The following is an 18,920-nucleotide window of genomic DNA, read 5'->3' on the forward strand; positions in this document are numbered from 1 at the left end:
CCCGGCGGGCCGGGCAGTCGGACATCCATAAACGCTCCCTGCACTGAGACACGCCTTCTGGCGGCGTTTCTCAGTGCAGGGAGCGTTTATCACGTGGATGGGCCAGGCCCGGCACCGCCCCCGTCGGGAGACGTGCGGCGCGCCACGGAGAGGCGTGTCAGTAGTGGGGCGGAACGTCGCGCAGGAGCTGGGCGTCGTTCGGACCGGATGCCACGGGCGCCGCGGGACGCTCACGATCGGCGTCGTCCGCCGGTGCCGGTTCCGCGCTGGTGCCCGGCGCCGGAAGCAGGCGCGCACGACGCGCCCCGCGCACCCGCACGATGGGCTGCCGCTCCCCCGCCGCGTCGCCGGACGAGTCGGCCGAAGGCGCCGCACCCGCGTCGGACGACCCGGCCGGGACCGGAGAACCTGCGGTGTGGTCGGCGGCATCCGGGGTCGAGGCCACCGCGCTCACCCGGGGAAGTCGAGAGGCTCGGTGGCCGTGCCCGGCGCGGCCGCGTCGTCGGGTGCGGCGCCGAGCAGTTCCGCGATCCGGGATGCCACGCCCGCGGGGTCGCTGTACAGGTCGAACGCGTGGACGCGAACGTAGTGCCAGCCGAGACGTCGCAGGATCTGCGGACGTAGCCGCAGCGTCTCGCGCAGCGATTCCCCGATCGTCTCGGGATCGCTCTCGGCCACGACGGCCTTGCCTCGATACCGGGCCACGAGCGGCAGTAGCCCTCGGTAGTCGAGGTCGACCTCGACGCCAAGACGCCGAAGTTCCCGCGCCAGGGCACGCGTGAGCGGGTCGGCGAGGTCTTCCAGACGCGACTCGCGGCCCCGACCGGCGAGATTGCCGAGGATGCCCATGAGGGTCGCCGCGCCGTGTTCGAGACGGCCGTCGTCGAAGGCCGACGGACGGATGGAGGACACGATCACCATGGACCGACGGGCGCGCGTCATCCCGACGGTGAGTAGCCGCTCGCCGTCCGGCGTCGACAGGTCGCCGAAGTCGCTCAGCACCCGGCCGTGGCGGGTGAGTCCGAAACCGAGGGAGAAGACGACCCGGTCGCGGCTCTCAGCCACGGACTCTTCGAGGGTCAAAACGGCGAAGGGCTCCGCGGCATCCCGGGAGATGAACGCCGCGACGTCCGAGCGTCCGGCGAGCGCCGCCTCGACGGCCGCACGGACACGCTCGGCGTGCTTCCGGCTGGCGGTCACGACCATGAGCGACTCGGAGGCGCGGTTGACCGCGTGCTCGACGACGAGGGTGACGACGCGGGCGACCTCGGCATCCGGGCTCTCGACCGCACCGCTGACCGGGTCGGGGGCGCCGACACCGTTCTCGACGTAGTCGACGCTCAGGCTTCCGCGCCCGAGATACGACCCCGCCCAGGGCAGGGACACGATCTCGCCGCCGTAGAACGCGTCGTTGACGAGCTGCGCGAGATCCTCGCCGCCGGCCCGGTAGCTGCGCGTCAGCGTCTCGACCGGAAGCAGCTCAGCGATGCGCTCGAACACGGAAACGCTGTCGAACGGGACGTCGTCGGACTCGTCATCCGCACCGGGAGGGAGGGAGGCGCTCACGCGGAACGGCGTGGGCTTCTGCACGACGGGATCACCGAAGAGCACGACCTGGCGCGCGCGCAGCAGCGCGGGCGCGGCTTCCGCGAGGCACAACGCGGCCGCGTCGGCCACGATGACCATGTCGAACGCGAGGCCGGCCGGCACGTCGGGGACTTCGTACGGGGATGCCAGCCAGACCGGCGCAAGCGTGCGCAGCAGCGTCGGCGCGGCCTCCGCGATCTCGTGCGCGGTGTGCAGACCGTCCTTCAATGCTCCTCGGAGCGCCGCGGCCTCATCGGGATGGTCCACGATGCCGATCCGCCACTGCTTCGCGAGCTCGGCCGCCAGCAGCGGACCCGCCGCGGCCGCGTGAGCCTCGTCGACGAGTCGGAAGTCGCGCTCGAGCCGGTCCACGACGCTCGTGTTGGCGCCGAGCAGGGCACGATCCGTGCGCAGCAGGTGCTCGAGAGCCGACTGCCACCACGCGAACTCGAGCTCGTCGCCCACGCGCTCCTCGGGAACGTGCCGCACCGACAGCTCGACGAGGAGCTGCTCGAGTCCCAGCCGAGCAAGCTCGCCTCGCAGCTGCGCGCGCTCGACGAGGTTGTCGAAGAACGTCGACTCTGCGGCGAGGCCGGCGAGCGTGCGAACCAGGATCTGCACGGGAAGGGTGGCGAGGCGATCGGACCCCTGACGCCCCAGGATCTGGTCGAGCTCACCCAGCATCGCGTCGGCGCGTTGCCACCCGACGTGCACATCGGCCAGGCCGAGCGGAACCTCGGGAGTGACCCCCGCGTCGACCACGCGCTGCCACTCAGTGCGCTGCTGCTGGATGCGCACGAGCGCCTCGTACATGTCGGGAACGTGCACGCCCGGCCGCACGTACTCCTTCGACAGGCGCCGCAGTCGACGACGGTTGGGGCCGCTCATCGCCGAGGAGTCCCGTCGCGGCGAATGCGCGTCGATGAGCTCACCGAGCGGGCGCTCGAAGACGGTCGGGCTGAAACGGTCGAGCGACTCGCGGATGCCCTGGAGGAGCTTGAGATACGCGCCGAGCTCGGACACCGTCTGGAACGGGCGCATGCGGGTCTGCGCGATCAGCTCGTATCCACGCTCCAGGAGACGGGGCACGTCCTGCGAGTGCAGCTTCCCCGCGAGATCGTGCGCGGCGCGAGCGTCTTCGGTGCGCGTGAAGCTGACCCCGTACCACGGCGAGTCGTCGGGGCCGAAGCGGAACTCCCCCAGACGTGCCGCCGTCGCGAGCGCCCGGGCCGCGGCGTCACGGCGTCCGGCCAGACGTTCGAGCGTCGCGAGGTCGAAACGGGCCGTCGTGGACGGGGGGGGTGAGACGGATGCCAGGGCGGTCAGCGCCCGCAGGACGTCGAGGGTCGACACCCCGAGCGCGAGATGCGGTTCGGTGACGGCGGACCGGTAGTCGCGCAGGACGGCGCGCAGGCGCACCAGCGCGTCGTCGATCTCGGAAACCTTCGGGTGTTCGGCCTTCTCGTTGCGGCCGATCGCGCGAATGAGATCCCGGCGGACATGCGTCGGAGAGACCGCGAGCCCGGTGAGGCCGACTCCGGCGAGGCGGTGCCGGATGCCGTCGAGAGTGGAACGGCGCGCACTGACGACGAGCACGCGCTTGCCCGCGTGCACGCACTGACCGATCGCGTTGATCACCGTCTGCGTGCCGCCCGTGCCGGGCAGCGTGTGGACGGCGAGGGAGTGACCGGCCGCGATCCGTGCGAGGACGTGCTCCTGCTCGGCATCCGCGTCCAAGAGCAGGGTGTCGGCCGCCGGCGTCCGTTCATCGGGGCTCGTGACCACGGGATCGGTGCGGCGGACGGTGACACGCGCGCGATCGTCGGGGTGTCCGGCGAGAGCGTTGAGGAGCGGGTCGTCCAGGTACTCGGTGTCACGGGCCATACCCGACCCGATGTCGGCGAACGACGAAATCACCAGTCGCGGATGCACGACGAAGGTGGGCACATGGGTCGTGAGTCGGCGCAGATGGTCAATGACCGGCTGCGGCTTGAACACGCCCTGGTCGTAGGCGAGTCCGGCGAGCGCGGTGCTGTCGACCTGGATGCCGAGGTGCGTGCGGAACGCCCGAGCCAGTTCGGGGTTCATGACGAACGCGCCGTGGAGCTTGAGCTCGAAGTCGCCGTTGTGGCGGCGGATGGCCAGCGGACGCAGGAGCACGGGGGCCGACCACTCCACCCCTCCGATCTTCCACGCGGCGAGCCCGACGGCCAGGTGCACCGGTTCGAGACCGCGCGCGGTGCGGAGCTCGACGTTCTTGGCCGTGATGCGCTCGGCGGCGATGCGGGCGGTGCGCAGAGCCACCTCGTCGCGGAAGAGATTGGAGAGAAGGGTGGCGCGGCCGGTGATGAACTGCGGCAGGGAGCCGGGATGGGCCTTGGTGATGTCGATTCCGGCGTCACGGGCGTCATCGAAGCGCAACAGTGTCGAGCGACCTCCGAGTGCCGCAGCTTCGGCTCGGATGCGCTCGCGTTCGGGGTCGGCGACGTGGCGAACCACGATGCCGGGCTCCGACAGTCGCAGCTCGCCCGGATCGATCGACGTCGGAACGTCGCCATGGGCGCCCGTCACGACGCCGTCCTCAGCTCGCCACACACCTGCCAGACTAAGCCGGGCATCCGCGGTTGGCGCGTAGCGAGACCGAGTTTCGCCCGATTGCACGACACGCCGGGCCGATCGGCGGTTCCTCCCCCGCGGACCGATCCGGCGATCTCTCCACCGATCGGCGACCGTCCGCCGCGGAGATCGCTCGACGTGATGAGGATGAGGGAATGAGCACAGCTACCAGTGCCGTGTACGACGGCCCGTTCGCCCCGATCCTGCTGACCTTCGTCGACGACGCCCTCGTCCACCTCGATGTCGCCCACGACGGACTGGACGTCGCCCGAGCCGCGATCGCGCAGCGCCTGGGCGTCGTCCCCGACCCCGATCCCGATCCCGCACGCAACGCGCTGAGCCAGCTCGATGAATACTTCGACGGGAGGCGCCGAGCCTTCGAGATCCCCCTCGACTGGCGGCTGGTCACAGGCTTCACCCGCGCGGCGCTGCAGGCGACGCGACGCGTCCCGTACGGCGAAGTCGCTTCCTACGGCGAGGTGGCGATCATGGCCGGGTCGCCCGGCGCGGCGCGCGCCGTGGGGACGGCGTGCGCCCGGACGCCGTTCTCGATCGTCGTCCCGGTCCACCGGGTCGTGCGTTCGGACGGATCGATCGGCGAGTACGGGGGCCACCCGGAAGTGAAGCACTTCCTGCTCGACCTCGAGAACGGGGTCGCGGACCGGCTTCGAACGCCCCTGTAGGCGGAGCGGGTCGCGGCGTTCGCGGGGCCCCGCGCGGCGCAGCGAGGACGTCGTCGCTGCGGTCGTACGGACGTCGCCCGACCCGGCGGAAGTACCGGGCCGGGCGACAGGGTGGCTCAGTGACTCGACGCCTTCTCCGCACCGAACCCGGTGAGGGAGCGGACGTCCATCTCCGCAGCCTTGCGCGGATCTTCCTTCCGGCTCGAGGTGATCGAGCCCAGCCACCCGAGGAGGAAGCCGAGCGGAATCGACACGATGCCGGGGTTGTTCAGCGGCCAGATCGCCACGCCCGTGTTGGCGAAGACGCTCGTCGGTCCTCCCCAGAACACCGGGGAGAGCAGGATCAGCAGGAGAGCCGAACCGAGTCCGCCGTACATGCTCCACACCGCGCCCCGCGTGCTGAAACGGCGCCAGAAGAGGGAATACAGGATGGTCGGCAGGTTCGCCGATGCCGCCACCGCGAAGGCCAGCGCTACGAGGAAGGCGACGTTCTGCCCCTGCACGCCGATGCCGCCCACGATCGCCAGGATGCCGATCACGATCACCGTCCGTCGCGCGACCTTGACCTCGCCATCGGGAGGCACGTTCCCCTTCTTGACGACGTTGGCGTAGATGTCGTGCGCGAACGACGCCGCCGCCGTGATCGTCAGGCCCGCGACAACGGCGAGGATCGTCGCGAATGCCACCGCCGAGATGAACCCGAGCAGGATCGGCCCGCCCAGCGCGAGCGCGAGTAGCGGCGCCGCGGCGTTCACTCCGCCGGGAGCGGCGAGGATCGCTTCCGACCCCACGAGTGCGGCCGCACCGTACCCGAGCACGAGAGTCAGCAGGTAGAACAGACCGATCAGCCAGATCGCCCACACCACCGATCGCCGCGCTTCCTTGGCCGTCGGCACCGTGTAGAAGCGCATCAGGACGTGCGGCAGGCCGGCGGTGCCGAGCACGAGGGCCAGGGCGAGCGAGATGAAGTCCCACGGGTTGGCGCCGTACTGCAGGCCCGGCCCGAGGATCGCTTCGCCCTTCGGCGAGGCGGCGACCGCGCTCTCCAGCAGGGTGTTGAGGCTGAAGCCGTTGATGGCGAGGACCCAGATGGTCATGACGACGGCCCCACCGATGAGGAGGAACGCTTTCACGATCTGCACCCAGGTGGTGCCCTTCATGCCGCCGATCAGGACGTAGACGATCATCAGGATGCCGACGACCGCCACCACGATCGACTGGCCGACGCGCTCGGTGATGCCCAGGAGCAGCGACACGAGACCTCCGGCACCCGCCATCTGCGCGAGCAGGTAGAAGAAGCAGACGGCGAGCGTCGTGATCGCGGCGGCCATGCGGACCGGCCGTTCCTTCAGACGGAACGACAGGACATCGGCCATCGTGAACTTGCCCGTGTTGCGCATCAGCTCCGCCACGAGCAGCAGCGCCACGAGCCAGGCGACCAGGAACCCGATGGAGTACAAGAACCCGTCGTAACCGTTGATCGCGATCGCGCCCACGATGCCGAGGAACGACGCCGCCGACAGGTAGTCGCCGGCGATTGCGAAGCCGTTCTGGGGCCCGGTGAACGACCGCCCCGCGGCGTAGTAGTCCGCCGCGGTCTTGCTGTTCCGGCTGGCGCGGATGACGATGAAGAGCGTCACCGCGACGAACGCCCCGAAGATCGAGATGTTCAGGACCGGGTTGTTCTCCACCGTCTGCACCGCCGCGTGCACGGTGCCGAAGACCTCGTTCATGCCTCACCCCGTTCGGCGCGTTCGAGGTCGACGCGCAGCTGCTCCGCACCGGGGTCGAGACGGCGGTTGGCGTACGCGACGTACCCCATCGTGATGGCGAACGTCGTGACGAACTGTCCCAACCCGAAGACGAGCCCGACCGTGATGTCGCCGAACACGCGCTGCGCCATGAACCCGGGGGCGAACGACGACAGCAACACGTAGACGAAGTACCAGACGAGGAACGCCACGGCCATCGGGAAGACGAAGGAGCGCTGACGCCTCTTCAGTTCCCGGAACGGGGCGGACTCCTCGACCGCGATGTAGTCGACGCCGCTCGAGGCGCCGTCGATCCTGCTATCCGTCATGTGGCCTCCTTGCCTCATGAGACCGGCGCGACGTCGCGCCGGAAGGGGAAACACCGGGTCGGCGAACCTTCCCGATGGTAGGGTCGACGCTACGAAAGGCGGCGACGCAGCCGTCACCCCCGGAAGTAGGTAGTTCGTGGGAACACCGGCCGCACTGCGCGACGACGCGACACTCGTGTCGCACGCCGTGGCCGAGCTCGCGCGTCGGACCCACTTCCCCGTCGCTTTCGGCGGCCTCGAACACGACGGCGCGATTCATGTCTCGACGATCGTCGGGGCGCGCACGCGCAGCATCGAAGGTCTCGTCGTCCATGCCGATCGTGGACTGGGCGGTCGGGCGCTCGTCGAGCGGCGCCCGCGCCTCGCCCTCGACTACCGCACCGCCCGGACGATCACGCACGACTACGACCGCGCCATCCTCGGCGAGGGCATCGCGACCCTGTTCGCCGTGCCCGTGCTGGTCCGGGGGAACGCCCGCGGGGTGCTCTATTGCGGGTCGTGGGCGCAGGCTCCCCTCGGGGAACGCGAAGCGCGACCGGCGTTCGACATCGCCAGCGAGCTCGGTACCGAGCTACGGGTCCGCGACGAGGTCGACCGGCGGCTGGCCGCGGCCAGCCCGGGCGGCGATGGCTTGAGCGCCGGGGCGAGGGAAGAGATCCGTCAGAGCTACGCGCAACTGCGCAGCATCGCCGCCACCGTGGGCGACGACGACGTTCGCCGCCGTCTGGAAGAGCTCGAGTCCCGCCTCGCCTCGCTCTCCGGTGATGCGACGGCCGATGCCGAGGCAGCCGGCATCCACCTGTCGCGACGCGAAATCGACGTGCTGGCGTGTGCGGCGGTCGGCTCCACCAACGGCGAGATCGCGGCATCCCTGAACCTTCGAGAGACGACAGTGAAGTCTTATCTCGCGTCGGCGATGTCGAAACTGGATGCCTCGACCCGACACGCCGCGGTCGCCCGTGCGCGGCGGGTGGGCCTCCTGCCCTGAGCCCCGTGAGGCCGTCCTGAACGGTCCGTGAGAATCCCCTGGCAATGGCGCGGTGAGGTTGAGACTCGCGCGAATTCTCGGAATCGTGGCTGGCCCCTGACGTCGACACAGAAGGAGAGTCACCCATGCTGACGCTCACCGAAGAGGCCACCACCGCCGTCAAGACCATCGCCGCCCAACTGCCGGATGCCGCCCAGGGCGGTGTGCGCATCGAGGGCGCCGGCTCCCCCGACTCGCAGTTCCGCCTGTCGGTCGTCGACGGCCCCGAGCCGCAGGACGCCGTCGTGGAGAACTCCGGCGCCCGCGTCTTCCTCGACGAAGACGCCGCGCAGGTGCTCGACGACCGCGTGCTCGACGCGCAGATCGACGGGCAGGGATCGGTGCAGTTCGCCGTCACCGCCCAGGCCTGAGGCGATTCGACGATGCCCCGGCCGCGTGCCGGGGCATCGTCGTGTCCGCTCAGGCCGGACCGCGCCTGATCCAGGCGACGACGAAGAGGACGAGCCCGGCGACAAGGGCGGCCAGCACCCACAGCACGATGAGGTAATCGATCCACGACCCGATCGGCGGGGAGCCCGGCAAGAAGTTGCGAAGCGGGATCGTCGCGAAGAGCATCGCGCCCATCCATCCCAGAACCGTGACCTCCACCTTGCGTCCCCCGCGCAGCACGATGACGGCGACGGTCACGACCAGCACCGGGATGATCACCATGAGCGAGAGCAGCACGATACCGAAGACGACCGTGGATCCTGATCGCGTGAGGGTGATGTCGACCGCGAGCACACCGTCGCCCAACGGAGTCTCCGCCACGGAGATGTCCCACCCCGGGATGCCGCGTTTCGACGGCTGAACGGTCGTCGGCAGCGGAACCGATTCGCCGCTGGCATCCTCCTCGACCGCCATCATGATCGACCGCACCGAATAGCGGTCGAATGGCCAGTTCTCGATCTGGCCGTCCATCACGAGCGAGGTCTCGATGGGCGAGATCAGGTCGTCCGCGGCATACTCCGTCGCCTTCGAACCCGCCACGGCCGAGACGAGCACGCCGAAAGGACGCCACGCGACCAACCCGTTCGTCACCGTGCCGTCCTCGCCCTGCGTCGGCACGATCGACACAGCGAAGCGGTTGGTGGTGGCATCCATCTTCTCGGGCGTCAGCGACAGCGCGACCGTGTCGCCGGACGTCTCCCCCTCACCGCTGGTCACGATGTCGCCGCTGCCCGCGTACAGGCCGACGACGGTGGCGTAGAGCGCGGCGAAGACGACGACGCAGGCGACCGTCCACAGGACGGTGCGGCGGCGGGAGGGCGCGGAGCTGCTCACGACCTCAGTGTGGCAGAGGGGCGAGCCCGGACCGTGGTGCCCCCGACAGGATTCGAACCTGCGACGCCCGCGTTAGGAGTGCGGCGCTCTATCCCCTGAGCTACGGAGGCGGGACTGCGTTTAAGCCTACTGCGGGCGCGCCGGGGTGCCTGCGCGCAGTTGGTCGGCAAGCGCGTCGTCCCACTCCCCCGGCTCGGACAGCACGGCCTCGCGGACATCGACGCCCTCGGCGCCCACCGTCGCGGCACACACCAGCAGTGATTCCAGAACGACGTCGTCGTGCGCGTCGCGGCGAAGGATCGAGGCGGACGGGTCGGCGGTTGATGCCGCGACGATCCCCAACCACGGCTCCCACCAGTCCTCGCCCTCCGCGATTCCGACCCGACGGAAGTCCTGCAGCCAGCGCCCGACCCGTGGAGTGGAAGGATCGTCCGGGCTGTGGTGGGCGATCATGTGTGTGCCGGGCGCGAGGCGCGTGCGGCGGGCGACGATCCCGTCCCATTCCACGACGGTGGCGCCATCGGCATCCACCTCCACGAGGTTGAATCCGCGGGTCGGCGGTGTCTGAGGGAGCGTCCCGGCGACGGACTGCAGGGCGATGCCACCACGGCTGACGACCTCCTCGTCGGAGCGATCGGATACGTCCTCTCGGTTCAACAGAACGGCCAGACGCCGTGCGTTCGCGTCGACCGCGAGCCAGGCGCCTCCCGCGCGATCATCGCGCACGCCGCTCACGCCGGGCTGCTCGGGCCACCACGGACCGAATCCGCGCCACGGGCGGTGTCGGTCCTCGTCCCGGACGGCCAGGACCCGCACGGGCTGACCGCTGCCGGTGGGGACGTCGATGACCACGGTGCACATTCCTCCCACGCTACCGGGATCGAATTCGAGCGGGGCGGGTGCGCGGACGATGGATGCCGTGACGCGGGCAGCACGACACTGGCCGAGGTCGGCGCGCCGACCGATGGCATCCACCTGGAAGACTGGGGCCATGTTCGTCGTCGTGGGAGTGACCGGGGGCATCGCCGCCTACAAGACCGTCGGACTCGTCCGGCTGCTGGTGAAAGCGGGACACGACGTGCACGTCATCCCCACCGACGACGCGCTGCGGTTCGTGGGGTTGCCGACGTGGGAGGCGATCAGCCGCAATCCCGTGACCACGTCGGTGCACGACGACGTGGCGCGCGTGCGACACGTGTCGCTCGGCCAATCCGCGGACCTCGTCATCGTGGCTCCGGCCACCGCCAACACGCTCGCCTCGATGACGGCCGGACTCGCCTCCGACCTGCTCGGTACGACGCTGCTGGCGACGACCGCGCCGGTCGTGGTCGCCCCCGCGATGCACACCGAGATGTGGCGTCATCCCGCCACCGCCCACAACATGGAAGTCCTCCGCGCCCGAGGCGTGCACGTCGTCGGCCCGGCCGATGGCGCACTCACCGGTGGCGACAGTGGCCCGGGGCGCATGTCCGAGCCCGAGGAGATCGCCGCCGTGGCCCTTGCCCTGGTGGAACGGCCGCGAGACCTCGCCGGGGTGTCGATACTCGTGAGCGCCGGCGGCACACGCGAACCGATCGACCCCGTGCGCTTCGTCGGCAACCGTTCGAGCGGACGACAGGGCGTCGCCATCGCGCGCGCGGCCGCCGATCGCGGCGCGACCGTGACTCTGGTCGCGGCGCACCTCGACGCCGATGTCCGGCCGGATCCGCGCCTCGATGTGATCTCGGTGGGCACCGCCGACGAACTCGGACGGGCGATGGATGCCTCCGCCCCCGAGGCCGATGTCATCATCATGGCCGCGGCGGTCGCCGACTACTCCGTCGCCGCCGTGTCGGAGCACAAGCTCCGCAAACAGGACTCCCCCGAGAGACTCACGCTCGAGCTCGTCGAGAACCGGGACATCGTCGCCGGGCTCGTCGCCGCCCGGCGCCCGGGGCAGACGATCGTGGCGTTCGCCGCCGAGACCGTCGCCAGCGAGGACGAGCTCATCGAACGGGCCCGCGCCAAAGCCGCGCGGAAGGGCGTGGACCTCCTCGCCGCGAACGCCGTCGGGTGGACCCGCGGTTTCGAGTGCACCGAGAATGCCCTCACGATCATCGGGCGTCGCGGCGATGTCCTGGCGTCGGCATCCGGCTCGAAGGACGACACCGCCCACGCGCTGCTGGACGCGGTGCTCGCGGCGCGCTCGCGCTGACGTCCCGGAGAGGGCTCAGTACCCGTTGTAGTACTGGAGCTGCTCGATCAGCGGGAGCATGGCGTTCAGAAGGACCACGATCCAGATCGAGACGGCGACGATCGTGACGACAGTCACCGCGATCCATCCCCACACCGGACCGAGTCCCTTGCCCGTCTGCCGGCGGAGGACCACCGCGCGGCCGATGATGTACACGCCGCCGCTGGAGATCACGAGCACGAAGAAGCTGAAGGCCCAGTGGAACGGCTTCTCGATGCCACGGGCGCGCAGCTGACGCCAGTCGAGGAACGAGAACAGCACCGTGAGGGCGGCGACGACGAAGCTGAACACCGATGCCCCGGCCGACACCGCGAGAGACGACGAAGCGGCATAGGGCGCCTGCTCGGGGAAGGCCGAGGCGTAGATCGACTCCTGGACGAACGTCGTCCAGTCGAAGAGGAAAAGCACCAGGACGGACAGCAGCGGCAACGCGACGACGAGCCAGATCCAGACGGTGTTCGTCGGGATGTCGCGGCGGACGGGGGAACTCGTCGAGGACACCGCCGTCGCGCCGGGGTAGGCGGGCGCGCCGGAGCCGGGGTAGGCGGGTGCGCCGGAGTAGGTGGCACCGGAGCCGGGGTAGGCGGGCGCGCCGGGGTAGGCGGGCGCGCCGGGGTAGGCGGGTGCGCCGGACGACGTGGAAGCGCCGGGATAGGCGGGGGCGTCGGAGGACGTGGGGGCGTCGGGGTAGGTCGCGGAGCTCGCGGGCGCGGCGGCGTCAGCCGCGGGCGACGCCGGAGCCACCGGGGGCACGGGCGGAGCGACGGGCTCTTGCGCGGGGCTCTGCGGGGAGTCGGCGGTCGGTGCGGCCGGTGCTTCGGGGGCGGGCGGGCGGACGTCGTCGGTCCACGCGGCGCCGTCCCATCGGCGAAGTCCGCCGCTGCCCGCGGGGTCGGGGTACCAGCCTTCGGGCGGAGTGGGCGTGTCGGTCATGTCGTTCCCCCTGTGGTGCGTCGCCGTGGCATGCGTGTCCCCTGAGTCTAATGACGGCCCCCGCGATCACCGGAAGTCCCGGGAGGCGTGCGAGACCCCGACGCGCAGGTCGGTGAACCCATCGGCGACCACGTTCGTGACCCCCTCGACCGACCTCTCGAGCATCCCGCGCACGATGAGCGCGGGCGACTCCCGCACGATCCGTCGATACCGGTTCCACACCCCCACCGAGCACACGATGTTCATCAGCCCGTGCTCGTCCTCGAGGTTGAGGAACGTGATCCCCGATGCCGTCGCCGGCCGCTGCCGATGCGTGACGAGTCCCGCCACCTCGACCCGCCGGTCCGTCTCGGCCGTGCGCAATTCCCGCGACGTCAGCACGCCGCGCGCATCGAGGGCCGAGCGGAAATGGGTGAGCGGATGGTCGTCGGTGGAGAGCCCCGTCGCCCAGAGGTCAGCGGCGAGCACCTCGTAGCTCGACGGGTCGGTGAACAGCGGAGGCTGCACGAACGCCACGGTGTCAGGCAGGAACTCCGGCCGATCCAGCGCCGCCGAACCCGACAGCCAGATCGCCTCCCGTCGCGCGTGTCCGAGGCACTCGAACGCCCCCGCCGTCGCGAGAGCTTCGAGCTGCGCGGTCACCAGTCCGGTTCGGCGCACGAGATCACGGAGGTCGCGGTATGCACCGCCGCGCTCACGCTCCGCCACGATGCGCTCGGCGACCTTGACGCCGATGCCCGTCACTCCGGCCAGCCCCATGCGCACCGCGAACGCTCCGTCGCGGCGGTGCGCTTCGGACTCATCGGGGGCCGAACGGTCGAAGTCTCCTGTCGGCGGCTGGTCGGCGCACGCGCACGCGTCGAGTCCGGTCGCGGGACGTCGGTGGCCGGCATCCGTCGCCCCGCTCTCGTCATCGAGGGGCTCGAGTCCCGCCTCGACACCCGAGCGCAGCAGATCGGGGCGTCGTACCCGCACCCCGTGGCGGCGCGCGTCGGCGGTGAGAGTCGCGGGCGAGTAGAACCCCATCGGTTGCGCACGCAACAGCCCCGCGAGGAACGCCGCGGGATAGTGCAGCTTGATCCACGAGCTGGCGTAGACCAGCAGCGCGAACGACAACGAGTGCGACTCGGCGAAACCGAAGTTCGCGAACGCCTGGATCTTGGCGTACAGCTCGTCGGCCACCGCACCGACCAGGTTGTTCTCTGCCATGCCCGCGTAGAGCTTCTCGCGGAGCGAATCGATGCGTTCGAGCCCACGCTTCGACCCCATCGCCCGACGCAACAGGTCGGCGTCTTCGGCGGAGCAATTGCCCACCGCGACGGCCATCTGCATGAGCTGCTCCTGGAAGACAGGAACACCCATCGTGCGCTCGAGCACCGGGCGGAGTCGTTCGTGCACATACGTGATCGGCTCCTGCCCGAGCTTGCGTCGCACGAACGGATGCACCGCCCCACCCTGGATGGGCCCGGGCCGGATCAGGGCGATCTGCACCACCAGGTCATAGAAGCGACGGGGCTGCAGGCGTGGCAACAGTCCCATCTGGGCGCGCGACTCCACCTGGAACACACCGATCGAGTCGGCGCGGCAGAGCATGTCGTAGACCGCCTTCTCTTCCTTGGGCAGCGTCGACAGCTCCCACCGCTCGCCCGTGGCATCCCGGATCAGGTCGAAGCAGTACTGCAACGCCGCGAGCATGCCGAGCCCCAGCAGATCGAACTTCACCAGCCCCATCCAGGCGGCGTCATCCTTGTCCCACTGGATCACCGTGCGGTTCTCCATGCGCGCGTGCTCGATCGGCACGACTTCTCCGACGGGGCGGTCCGTGAGCACCATGCCGCCGGAGTGGATGCCGAGATGCCGCGGCGCCTTCAACAGTTCGGACGCGAACTCGATGACCTCGTCGGGGATGTCGTGATCGGCGCCGGACTCGAGCGTCGCGCCCCACCGTTCGACCTGCTTCGACCAGGCGTCCTGCTGGCCGGGCGAGTGCCCCAAGGCCCGGGCCATGTCGCGCACGGCGTTCTTGGGCCGGTACTGGATGACGTTCGCCACCTGCGCCGCGCGGTCGCGGCCATAGGTCTCGTAGACCCATTGGATGATCTCTTCGCGGCGGTCGGAGTCGAAGTCGACGTCGATATCGGGCTCTTCGTCGCGGAGGCTCGACAGGAATCGTTCGAACGGCAATTGGTAGAAGATCGAGTCGACCGCCGTGATGTCGAGCAAGTAGCAGACGGCGCTGTTCGCTGCCGATCCCCGCCCCTGGCACAGGATGCCGCGCCGCCGGGCCTCGGCGACGATGCCGTAGACGATGAGGAAGTAGCCAGGGAAGTCCTTCATCTCGATGACCGCGAGTTCGCGCTCGATGCGATCGCGGTCGGCGGCGGACAGGTTCGGATACTTGCGGGGCACGGCCTCCCACACCAGGTGCCGCAGCCACGACATCGGGGTGTGCCCCTCGGGGACGGTCTGCTTCGGAAGCGCGGGCTTCGCGCGGCGCAACGGGAAGGCGAGCTCGTCGGCGAGCGAAACGGTGTGCGCGACCGCCCCCGGATATCGGGCGAACCGCGCCGCCATCTCGGCACCGGAGCGCAAGTGGGCGCCGGCGTGCGCGGGCAGCCATCCATCGAGTTCGTCGAGACTGCGATTGGCGCGCACGGCGGCGACGGCAGCGGCCAGCAGCTCCTTCTGCGGTGCCGCATAGTGCACGTTGTTCGTGGCGAGCACGGGGAGTCCGCGCTCCGCAGCGAGAGCGGCGAGCAGGTCATTGTGCACCGAATCGAGAGGACTGCCGTGGTTGATCAACTCGACCTGCACGGACTCGGATCCGAACAGATCGACCAGGCGGTCGAGCGCGCGCGCGGCCCCCACGGGACCCTCGGATGCCAGCGCCTGACGAACCATCCCCTTCCGGCATCCGGTGAGCACCGCCCACTGCGGATCGGCCGGACCGCCGGCACGATCGGCGAGGTCGGGGAGGTCGTAGACCGGCCGCCCCTTCTCACCACCGGAGAGCTGGGCGTGGGTGATCGCCGCGGCGAGACGGTGGTATCCCTCTTCTCCTCGCGCGAGGACGAGCAGATGGGAGCCCGCGGGGTCGGGCTGACCGTTCTGCGGTCCCGGGAGCCCGAGCGAGAGCTCGGCACCGAAGACGGTGCGCACGGTGCGGGCCTCCGCGGCCTCGGCGAACCGGACGATGCCGTAGAACCCGTCGTGATCGGTGAGAGCGAGCGCGTGAAGACCGAGCCTCTCGGCCTCCTCCACGAGTTCTTCTGGCGAAGACGCCCCGTCGAGGAAGGAGTAGGACGAGTGCGCGTGCAGTTCGGCGTACGGGACCGCATCGACGGGACGCTCGATCGTGGGAGGGACGTACGGCCCGCGCTTGTGCGACCACGCCGGGCTGTCGCCCCCGTCACCGTTCGCGGGTGCGGAGACCGGACGTCGCGTATCGCTCAGGGCTCGTTCGAGCTCCGACCACTTCACGGGCGGGTTGTGGAAGCCCATCAGCGCTCCCCCGTCTGCCGGGCGCTCGCGGCCTGGGCACGAGGACGTTCAGTCATAGCGTCCCTCCGCCCGCCATTCCCCCTCTTCGACGACGAGCAGCCACGCACCGCCGTCGGCGTCGACCACCTGGAAGCGGTGGGCGCGCCGGCGCCGCAACGGATCCCATCCGCGTTCGCTGATCGGCCAGGGCCCCGCCCACTCACGGATCCGCACCCGCCGTCCACCGGCGTCGAGGATCGCCGGTGGCGCGCTCAGCACATCGCGCTCCCCCACGGTCACCGAGGCTCCCGCGATGTCGGTGACCTCGACCAGCCGGGGCTCGGGGTACACCGTCGCCGGCAGGGGGTCGGGGAGGCTCCCCGGCCAGGGACGGGTACGGTCTTTCGCCGTGACCGCACGGTCTCCCCACGGAACCGACACCTGGCGCTCGGCGAGCCAACGTCCGCCTCCCACGACCGGGGTGACGACCGCGCGATGGCCGAGCATGGCCTGCACCCGGGAGAGGGCATGATGCACTTTCTCGTCGGGCCCGGCGCCGAAGAGACCCTTGGCGTGGTGCGACGCGTCGTCCACCGCTTCCGGCTCGATGGAGACCTCGGCCACGCCGCTGCCGAAAATGCCGCGACCGTCTTCGGCGAGTTGCCACCGCACACGGTCGACCACGGCGCCGGCGTCGAACGAGCCCGGATGCAGCCACACGCGCTCGCTGCGCTCCCCCCGTTCGCCCGAGAGCACCACACGCAACTCGGTGCACACCAGGTTCTGCGCTCCCAGCCGGGCGATGAACTCTTCGGCGGCCACTCGCATGCCGAAGGCGATCTGGTCGGCGAGCTCGAGCGGCGGCTCGAAGGCGACCTCGCGGCGGAGTTCGGGCGGCGGTGTGCGAGGCTGCACCGGCTGGGAATCACGCCCGGAGGCGAGAGCATGGAGTCGCGCCCCCCGCTCGGCGAAGCGCTCGCGGACGCGCTCGACGGGCATCGCGGCGAACTCTCCCAGCGTGTGCACCCCGAGACGGGCCAACAGACTCGCCAGATCGCCGTCGTCGAGCGTGGTCACCGGCAGCGGCGCGAGGAAGGTGGAAGCCTGTCCGCCTGGCACCACGCGCACGGGATCATCCGCGCGGGTGACACGGGCGGCGTGCTCGGCGGTGAAGACGCCGTCGGCGACGCTCGCGCGGACATCGGTGAACCCTTCCGCCACGAGAAGCCGCACGAGCATGCGCGCCGCTTCTTCTTCGCCCCCGTAGTAACGCGCGGGCCCACGGGCGCGAAGCGCGCAGAGCCCGGGACGCACGATCTGCACCCCCGGTGCGTGCTCTTCCACCAGGGCGACGACCGGGGCGAAGACTCGTGCGTCGCGGACGTGGTCGGCGGTGACGACGATCACCGACGGACACAGCGCCTGCGCATCACGACGCCGTTGCCCTCTCCGCACCCCCTGGGCACGCGCCGCCGCCGAACACGCCACGACCATGTTGTTCTCGAACACCGCCAAGGGCGCGTCGTCTCGCGGTGGCCGAGCCGCTTCGCGGCGATACGCCGACACCGGCCAGTCGGGGAGCCAGAGGACGAGGCTGCGGGTGGGCTCGCGCATCATCCCGCCACCCTTCGATATTCCGTCTGCTCACGCGGGACGAGCCTCTCGGTGGGGGCACCGAGCAGTTCGATCGATCCGTCGGCCGCGGGGAGCAGCATGCGAGCGCGACGCGCCGTGGGGGTGCGTTTACTGCTGACCGACACCGTGAGCTCACGGCCGGCGAGATAACCGTGCCCCTGCCCGAGCCCCGCCCACCGGGGGTCCGCGACGTCGATCACCGCCTCCGCCTGCGGCCAGGCCCCCTGCACCAGCAGCACGGTGCCGCGGTCACGCAGCCGCGCCGCGAGCCGAGTGGCTTCGGCACCCCCGCGCGCGGTGTTCGCTCCCACCGGCGGGCGAACAGCCACGACGGGCAGGACCTCGGCGATCGTGGCCGTTACCGCCAGCCATCGCGGGCCGGGATCAGGGATGAAGACCAGACGGTCCAGATCGAGACCGTACTTCTCGGCGGCCTCGGCACCCAGCTCGGGCATGCCGACGACACCGCACCATGCCCCGTCCTGCGAAGGACGTGCCATGAGCGCCAGCAGCAGAGACATCGAGCGAGCGATCGCGTACGCCGATCCGGAACGGAGACCCCCTCCGGGAAGCAGCGACGTGAAGGCGGGATGCGTCGGCAGCACCGGCGCGTCCATGCGACGCCCCTGCATCCGCTCGAGGCGATCGCGGAGCGCGTGGATATCGGGAACGGCCTCCGCCTGGTCTCGCACGATCGCCCTCACTCCCACAGGTTAGAACATGTGTTCTACACTCTCAATCCCTGTGTTTCGAAGATACGATCACCCTCCGACATCGCTGCGGGCGGCTCAGATCATGTCAGCGGTCCGCACGACGCGGGCGAAACCTCCCTGCTGCAGCACGAGCGCGGTCGAGGTCATCAGCTCGGCCGCCGTGCGTGTGACAGTTCCCAGACCCGCGATCTCGGCCGACAGATCGAAGGTGCGAGTGGCATCCAGGACGACAGTCACGTCGTATCCGAGGTTGCCCGCCATCCGTGCCGTGGTCTCCACGCACATATTCGTCTGAATACCGCAGATCACCAGTTCCCGGATGCCATGCTCCCCCAGCCACGCATGCAGGTCGGGGTCACCGTAGAAGGCCGAGTTGACGTTCTTCGTGAGGAGGAGCGCCGGCTCGACCACCGCGACGGCGTCGACGAGGGCGTTGCCCGGCGACGAGGGATGCAGCGGCGATCCCTCCGACCGGGAGTCGTGCCGCACGACGACCACGGGCTCGTCATCGGATTTCCACCGGTCGACGAGCGCCGCCACGTTCGCCTCGCAGTCCGGGTTGGCGGTCGGGCCCCAGAAGTCGAGGTCGTCGAAACCACGCTGCATGTCGATCACGAGGAGAGCACGAGTCATGCCCCCATCACACCAC

15 protein-coding genes and 1 tRNA gene are annotated in these 18,920 nt (G+C 70.1%); 4 read left to right on the forward strand and 12 right to left on the reverse strand.

Going from position 1 to position 18,920, the window contains the following annotated elements; translation table 11 throughout:
• Positions 1 to 157 precede the first annotated feature (157 nt).
• Together ABC271_RS11700 and ABC271_RS11705 are read right to left on the reverse strand one after the other, a co-directional pair.
• On the reverse strand, positions 158 to 454 hold the full coding sequence (locus ABC271_RS11700) for a hypothetical protein (RefSeq protein WP_412925030.1): 297 nt from the start codon (positions 452 to 454) through the stop codon (positions 158 to 160).
• On the reverse strand, positions 451 to 4,158 hold the full coding sequence (locus tag ABC271_RS11705; RefSeq protein ID WP_412925031.1) for an AAA family ATPase: 3,708 nt from the start codon (positions 4,156 to 4,158) through the stop codon (positions 451 to 453). The genes ABC271_RS11700 and ABC271_RS11705 overlap by 4 nt, the downstream gene beginning before the upstream one ends.
• A 200-nt stretch (positions 4,159 to 4,358) precedes the next feature.
• On the opposite strand from ABC271_RS11705, the gene ABC271_RS11710 reads away from it, so the two are divergent.
• Positions 4,359 to 4,886, forward strand: a complete 528-nt coding sequence (locus tag ABC271_RS11710; RefSeq protein WP_412925032.1) for a methylated-DNA--[protein]-cysteine S-methyltransferase — start codon at positions 4,359 to 4,361, stop codon at positions 4,884 to 4,886.
• Positions 4,887 to 5,002: 116 nt separating this feature from the next.
• On the opposite strand, the gene ABC271_RS11715 is transcribed toward ABC271_RS11710, so the two are convergent.
• Positions 5,003 to 6,619 carry a solute symporter family protein gene (locus ABC271_RS11715; protein WP_412925033.1) on the reverse strand — a complete coding sequence of 539 codons (1,617 nt, stop codon included), beginning with the start codon at positions 6,617 to 6,619 and terminating at the stop codon, positions 5,003 to 5,005.
• Positions 6,616 to 6,966 carry a DUF485 domain-containing protein gene (locus ABC271_RS11720; RefSeq protein WP_412925034.1) on the reverse strand — a complete coding sequence of 117 codons (351 nt, stop codon included), beginning with the start codon at positions 6,964 to 6,966 and terminating at the stop codon, positions 6,616 to 6,618. The genes ABC271_RS11715 and ABC271_RS11720 overlap by 4 nt, the downstream gene beginning before the upstream one ends.
• 136 nt (positions 6,967 to 7,102) lie before the next feature.
• Here ABC271_RS11720 and ABC271_RS11725 point away from each other — a divergent pair, with 136 nt between their 5' ends.
• Positions 7,103 to 7,954, forward strand: coding sequence for a helix-turn-helix transcriptional regulator (locus ABC271_RS11725; protein ID WP_412925035.1), 852 nt, complete (start codon positions 7,103 to 7,105; stop codon positions 7,952 to 7,954).
• A gap of 125 nt (positions 7,955 to 8,079) precedes the next feature.
• Positions 8,080 to 8,364, forward strand: a complete 285-nt coding sequence (locus ABC271_RS11730; RefSeq protein WP_412925036.1) for a Fe-S cluster assembly protein HesB — start codon at positions 8,080 to 8,082, stop codon at positions 8,362 to 8,364.
• Between the two features lie 49 nt (positions 8,365 to 8,413).
• Here ABC271_RS11730 and ABC271_RS11735 read toward each other — a convergent pair whose 3' ends face one another.
• From ABC271_RS11735 to ABC271_RS11745, 3 genes are all read right to left on the reverse strand, one after another.
• Positions 8,414 to 9,277, reverse strand: a complete 864-nt coding sequence (locus tag ABC271_RS11735) for a DUF4436 family protein (protein ID WP_412925037.1) — start codon at positions 9,275 to 9,277, stop codon at positions 8,414 to 8,416.
• Positions 9,278 to 9,311: 34 nt separating this feature from the next.
• Positions 9,312 to 9,387 (reverse strand) — tRNA-Arg (locus ABC271_RS11740).
• Between the two features lie 16 nt (positions 9,388 to 9,403).
• On the reverse strand, positions 9,404 to 10,270 hold the full coding sequence (locus ABC271_RS11745) for an NRDE family protein (protein ID WP_412925038.1): 867 nt from the start codon (positions 10,268 to 10,270) through the stop codon (positions 9,404 to 9,406).
• On the opposite strand from ABC271_RS11745, the gene coaBC reads away from it, so the two are divergent.
• Entirely contained in the window at positions 10,269 to 11,471 is a 1,203-nt protein-coding gene (gene coaBC / locus ABC271_RS11750; protein ID WP_412925039.1) for a bifunctional phosphopantothenoylcysteine decarboxylase/phosphopantothenate--cysteine ligase CoaBC, read from the forward strand. The two genes, ABC271_RS11745 and coaBC, sit on opposite strands and share 2 nt — an antisense overlap.
• A 15-nt stretch (positions 11,472 to 11,486) precedes the next feature.
• On the opposite strand, the gene ABC271_RS11755 is transcribed toward coaBC, so the two are convergent.
• The 5 genes from ABC271_RS11755 to ABC271_RS11775 all read right to left on the reverse strand — a co-directional run bounded on the left by ABC271_RS11755 (position 11,487) and on the right by ABC271_RS11775 (position 18,904).
• Positions 11,487 to 12,443: a DUF2510 domain-containing protein gene (locus tag ABC271_RS11755; RefSeq protein WP_412925040.1), complete on the reverse strand. Its 957-nt coding sequence runs from the start codon at positions 12,441 to 12,443 to the stop codon at positions 11,487 to 11,489.
• Between the two features lie 66 nt (positions 12,444 to 12,509).
• Entirely contained in the window at positions 12,510 to 15,944 is a 3,435-nt protein-coding gene (locus tag ABC271_RS11760) for an error-prone DNA polymerase (RefSeq protein WP_412925041.1), read from the reverse strand.
• Between the two features lie 48 nt (positions 15,945 to 15,992).
• Positions 15,993 to 17,537 carry a DNA polymerase Y family protein gene (locus ABC271_RS11765; RefSeq protein ID WP_412926152.1) on the reverse strand — a complete coding sequence of 515 codons (1,545 nt, stop codon included), beginning with the start codon at positions 17,535 to 17,537 and terminating at the stop codon, positions 15,993 to 15,995.
• Entirely contained in the window at positions 17,537 to 18,262 is a 726-nt protein-coding gene (locus tag ABC271_RS11770; RefSeq protein ID WP_412925042.1) for a hypothetical protein, read from the reverse strand. Before ABC271_RS11770 ends, ABC271_RS11765 begins: the two co-directional genes overlap by 1 nt.
• A gap of 84 nt (positions 18,263 to 18,346) precedes the next feature.
• On the reverse strand, positions 18,347 to 18,904 hold the full coding sequence (locus ABC271_RS11775; RefSeq protein WP_412925043.1) for a cysteine hydrolase family protein: 558 nt from the start codon (positions 18,902 to 18,904) through the stop codon (positions 18,347 to 18,349).
• Positions 18,905 to 18,920: the final 16 nt, after the last annotated feature.

Origin of the sequence: Microbacterium canaveralium, from assembly GCF_047238045.1 — a bacterium.
GTDB lineage: Bacteria > Actinomycetota > Actinomycetes > Actinomycetales > Microbacteriaceae > Microbacterium.

What these genes read in the sequence shown, in the direction of transcription:
- ABC271_RS11710 (WP_412925032.1), top strand. Translation starts at nt 4,359, where the DNA reads ATGAGCACAGCTACCAGTGCCGTGTACGACGGCCCGTTCGCCCCGATC.
- ABC271_RS11715 (WP_412925033.1), bottom strand. Translation starts at nt 6,619, where the DNA reads ATGAACGAGGTCTTCGGCACCGTGCACGCGGCGGTGCAGACGGTGGAG.
- ABC271_RS11720 (WP_412925034.1), bottom strand. Translation starts at nt 6,966, where the DNA reads ATGACGGATAGCAGGATCGACGGCGCCTCGAGCGGCGTCGACTACATC.
- ABC271_RS11730 (WP_412925036.1), top strand. Translation starts at nt 8,080, where the DNA reads ATGCTGACGCTCACCGAAGAGGCCACCACCGCCGTCAAGACCATCGCC.
- coaBC (WP_412925039.1), top strand. Translation starts at nt 10,269, where the DNA reads ATGTTCGTCGTCGTGGGAGTGACCGGGGGCATCGCCGCCTACAAGACC.
- ABC271_RS11745 (WP_412925038.1), bottom strand. Translation starts at nt 10,270, where the DNA reads ATGGCCCCAGTCTTCCAGGTGGATGCCATCGGTCGGCGCGCCGACCTC.
- ABC271_RS11755 (WP_412925040.1), bottom strand. Translation starts at nt 12,443, where the DNA reads ATGACCGACACGCCCACTCCGCCCGAAGGCTGGTACCCCGACCCCGCG.
- ABC271_RS11760 (WP_412925041.1), bottom strand. Translation starts at nt 15,944, where the DNA reads ATGGGCTTCCACAACCCGCCCGTGAAGTGGTCGGAGCTCGAACGAGCC.
- ABC271_RS11765 (WP_412926152.1), bottom strand. Translation starts at nt 17,537, where the DNA reads ATGCGCGAGCCCACCCGCAGCCTCGTCCTCTGGCTCCCCGACTGGCCG.
- ABC271_RS11775 (WP_412925043.1), bottom strand. Translation starts at nt 18,904, where the DNA reads ATGACTCGTGCTCTCCTCGTGATCGACATGCAGCGTGGTTTCGACGAC.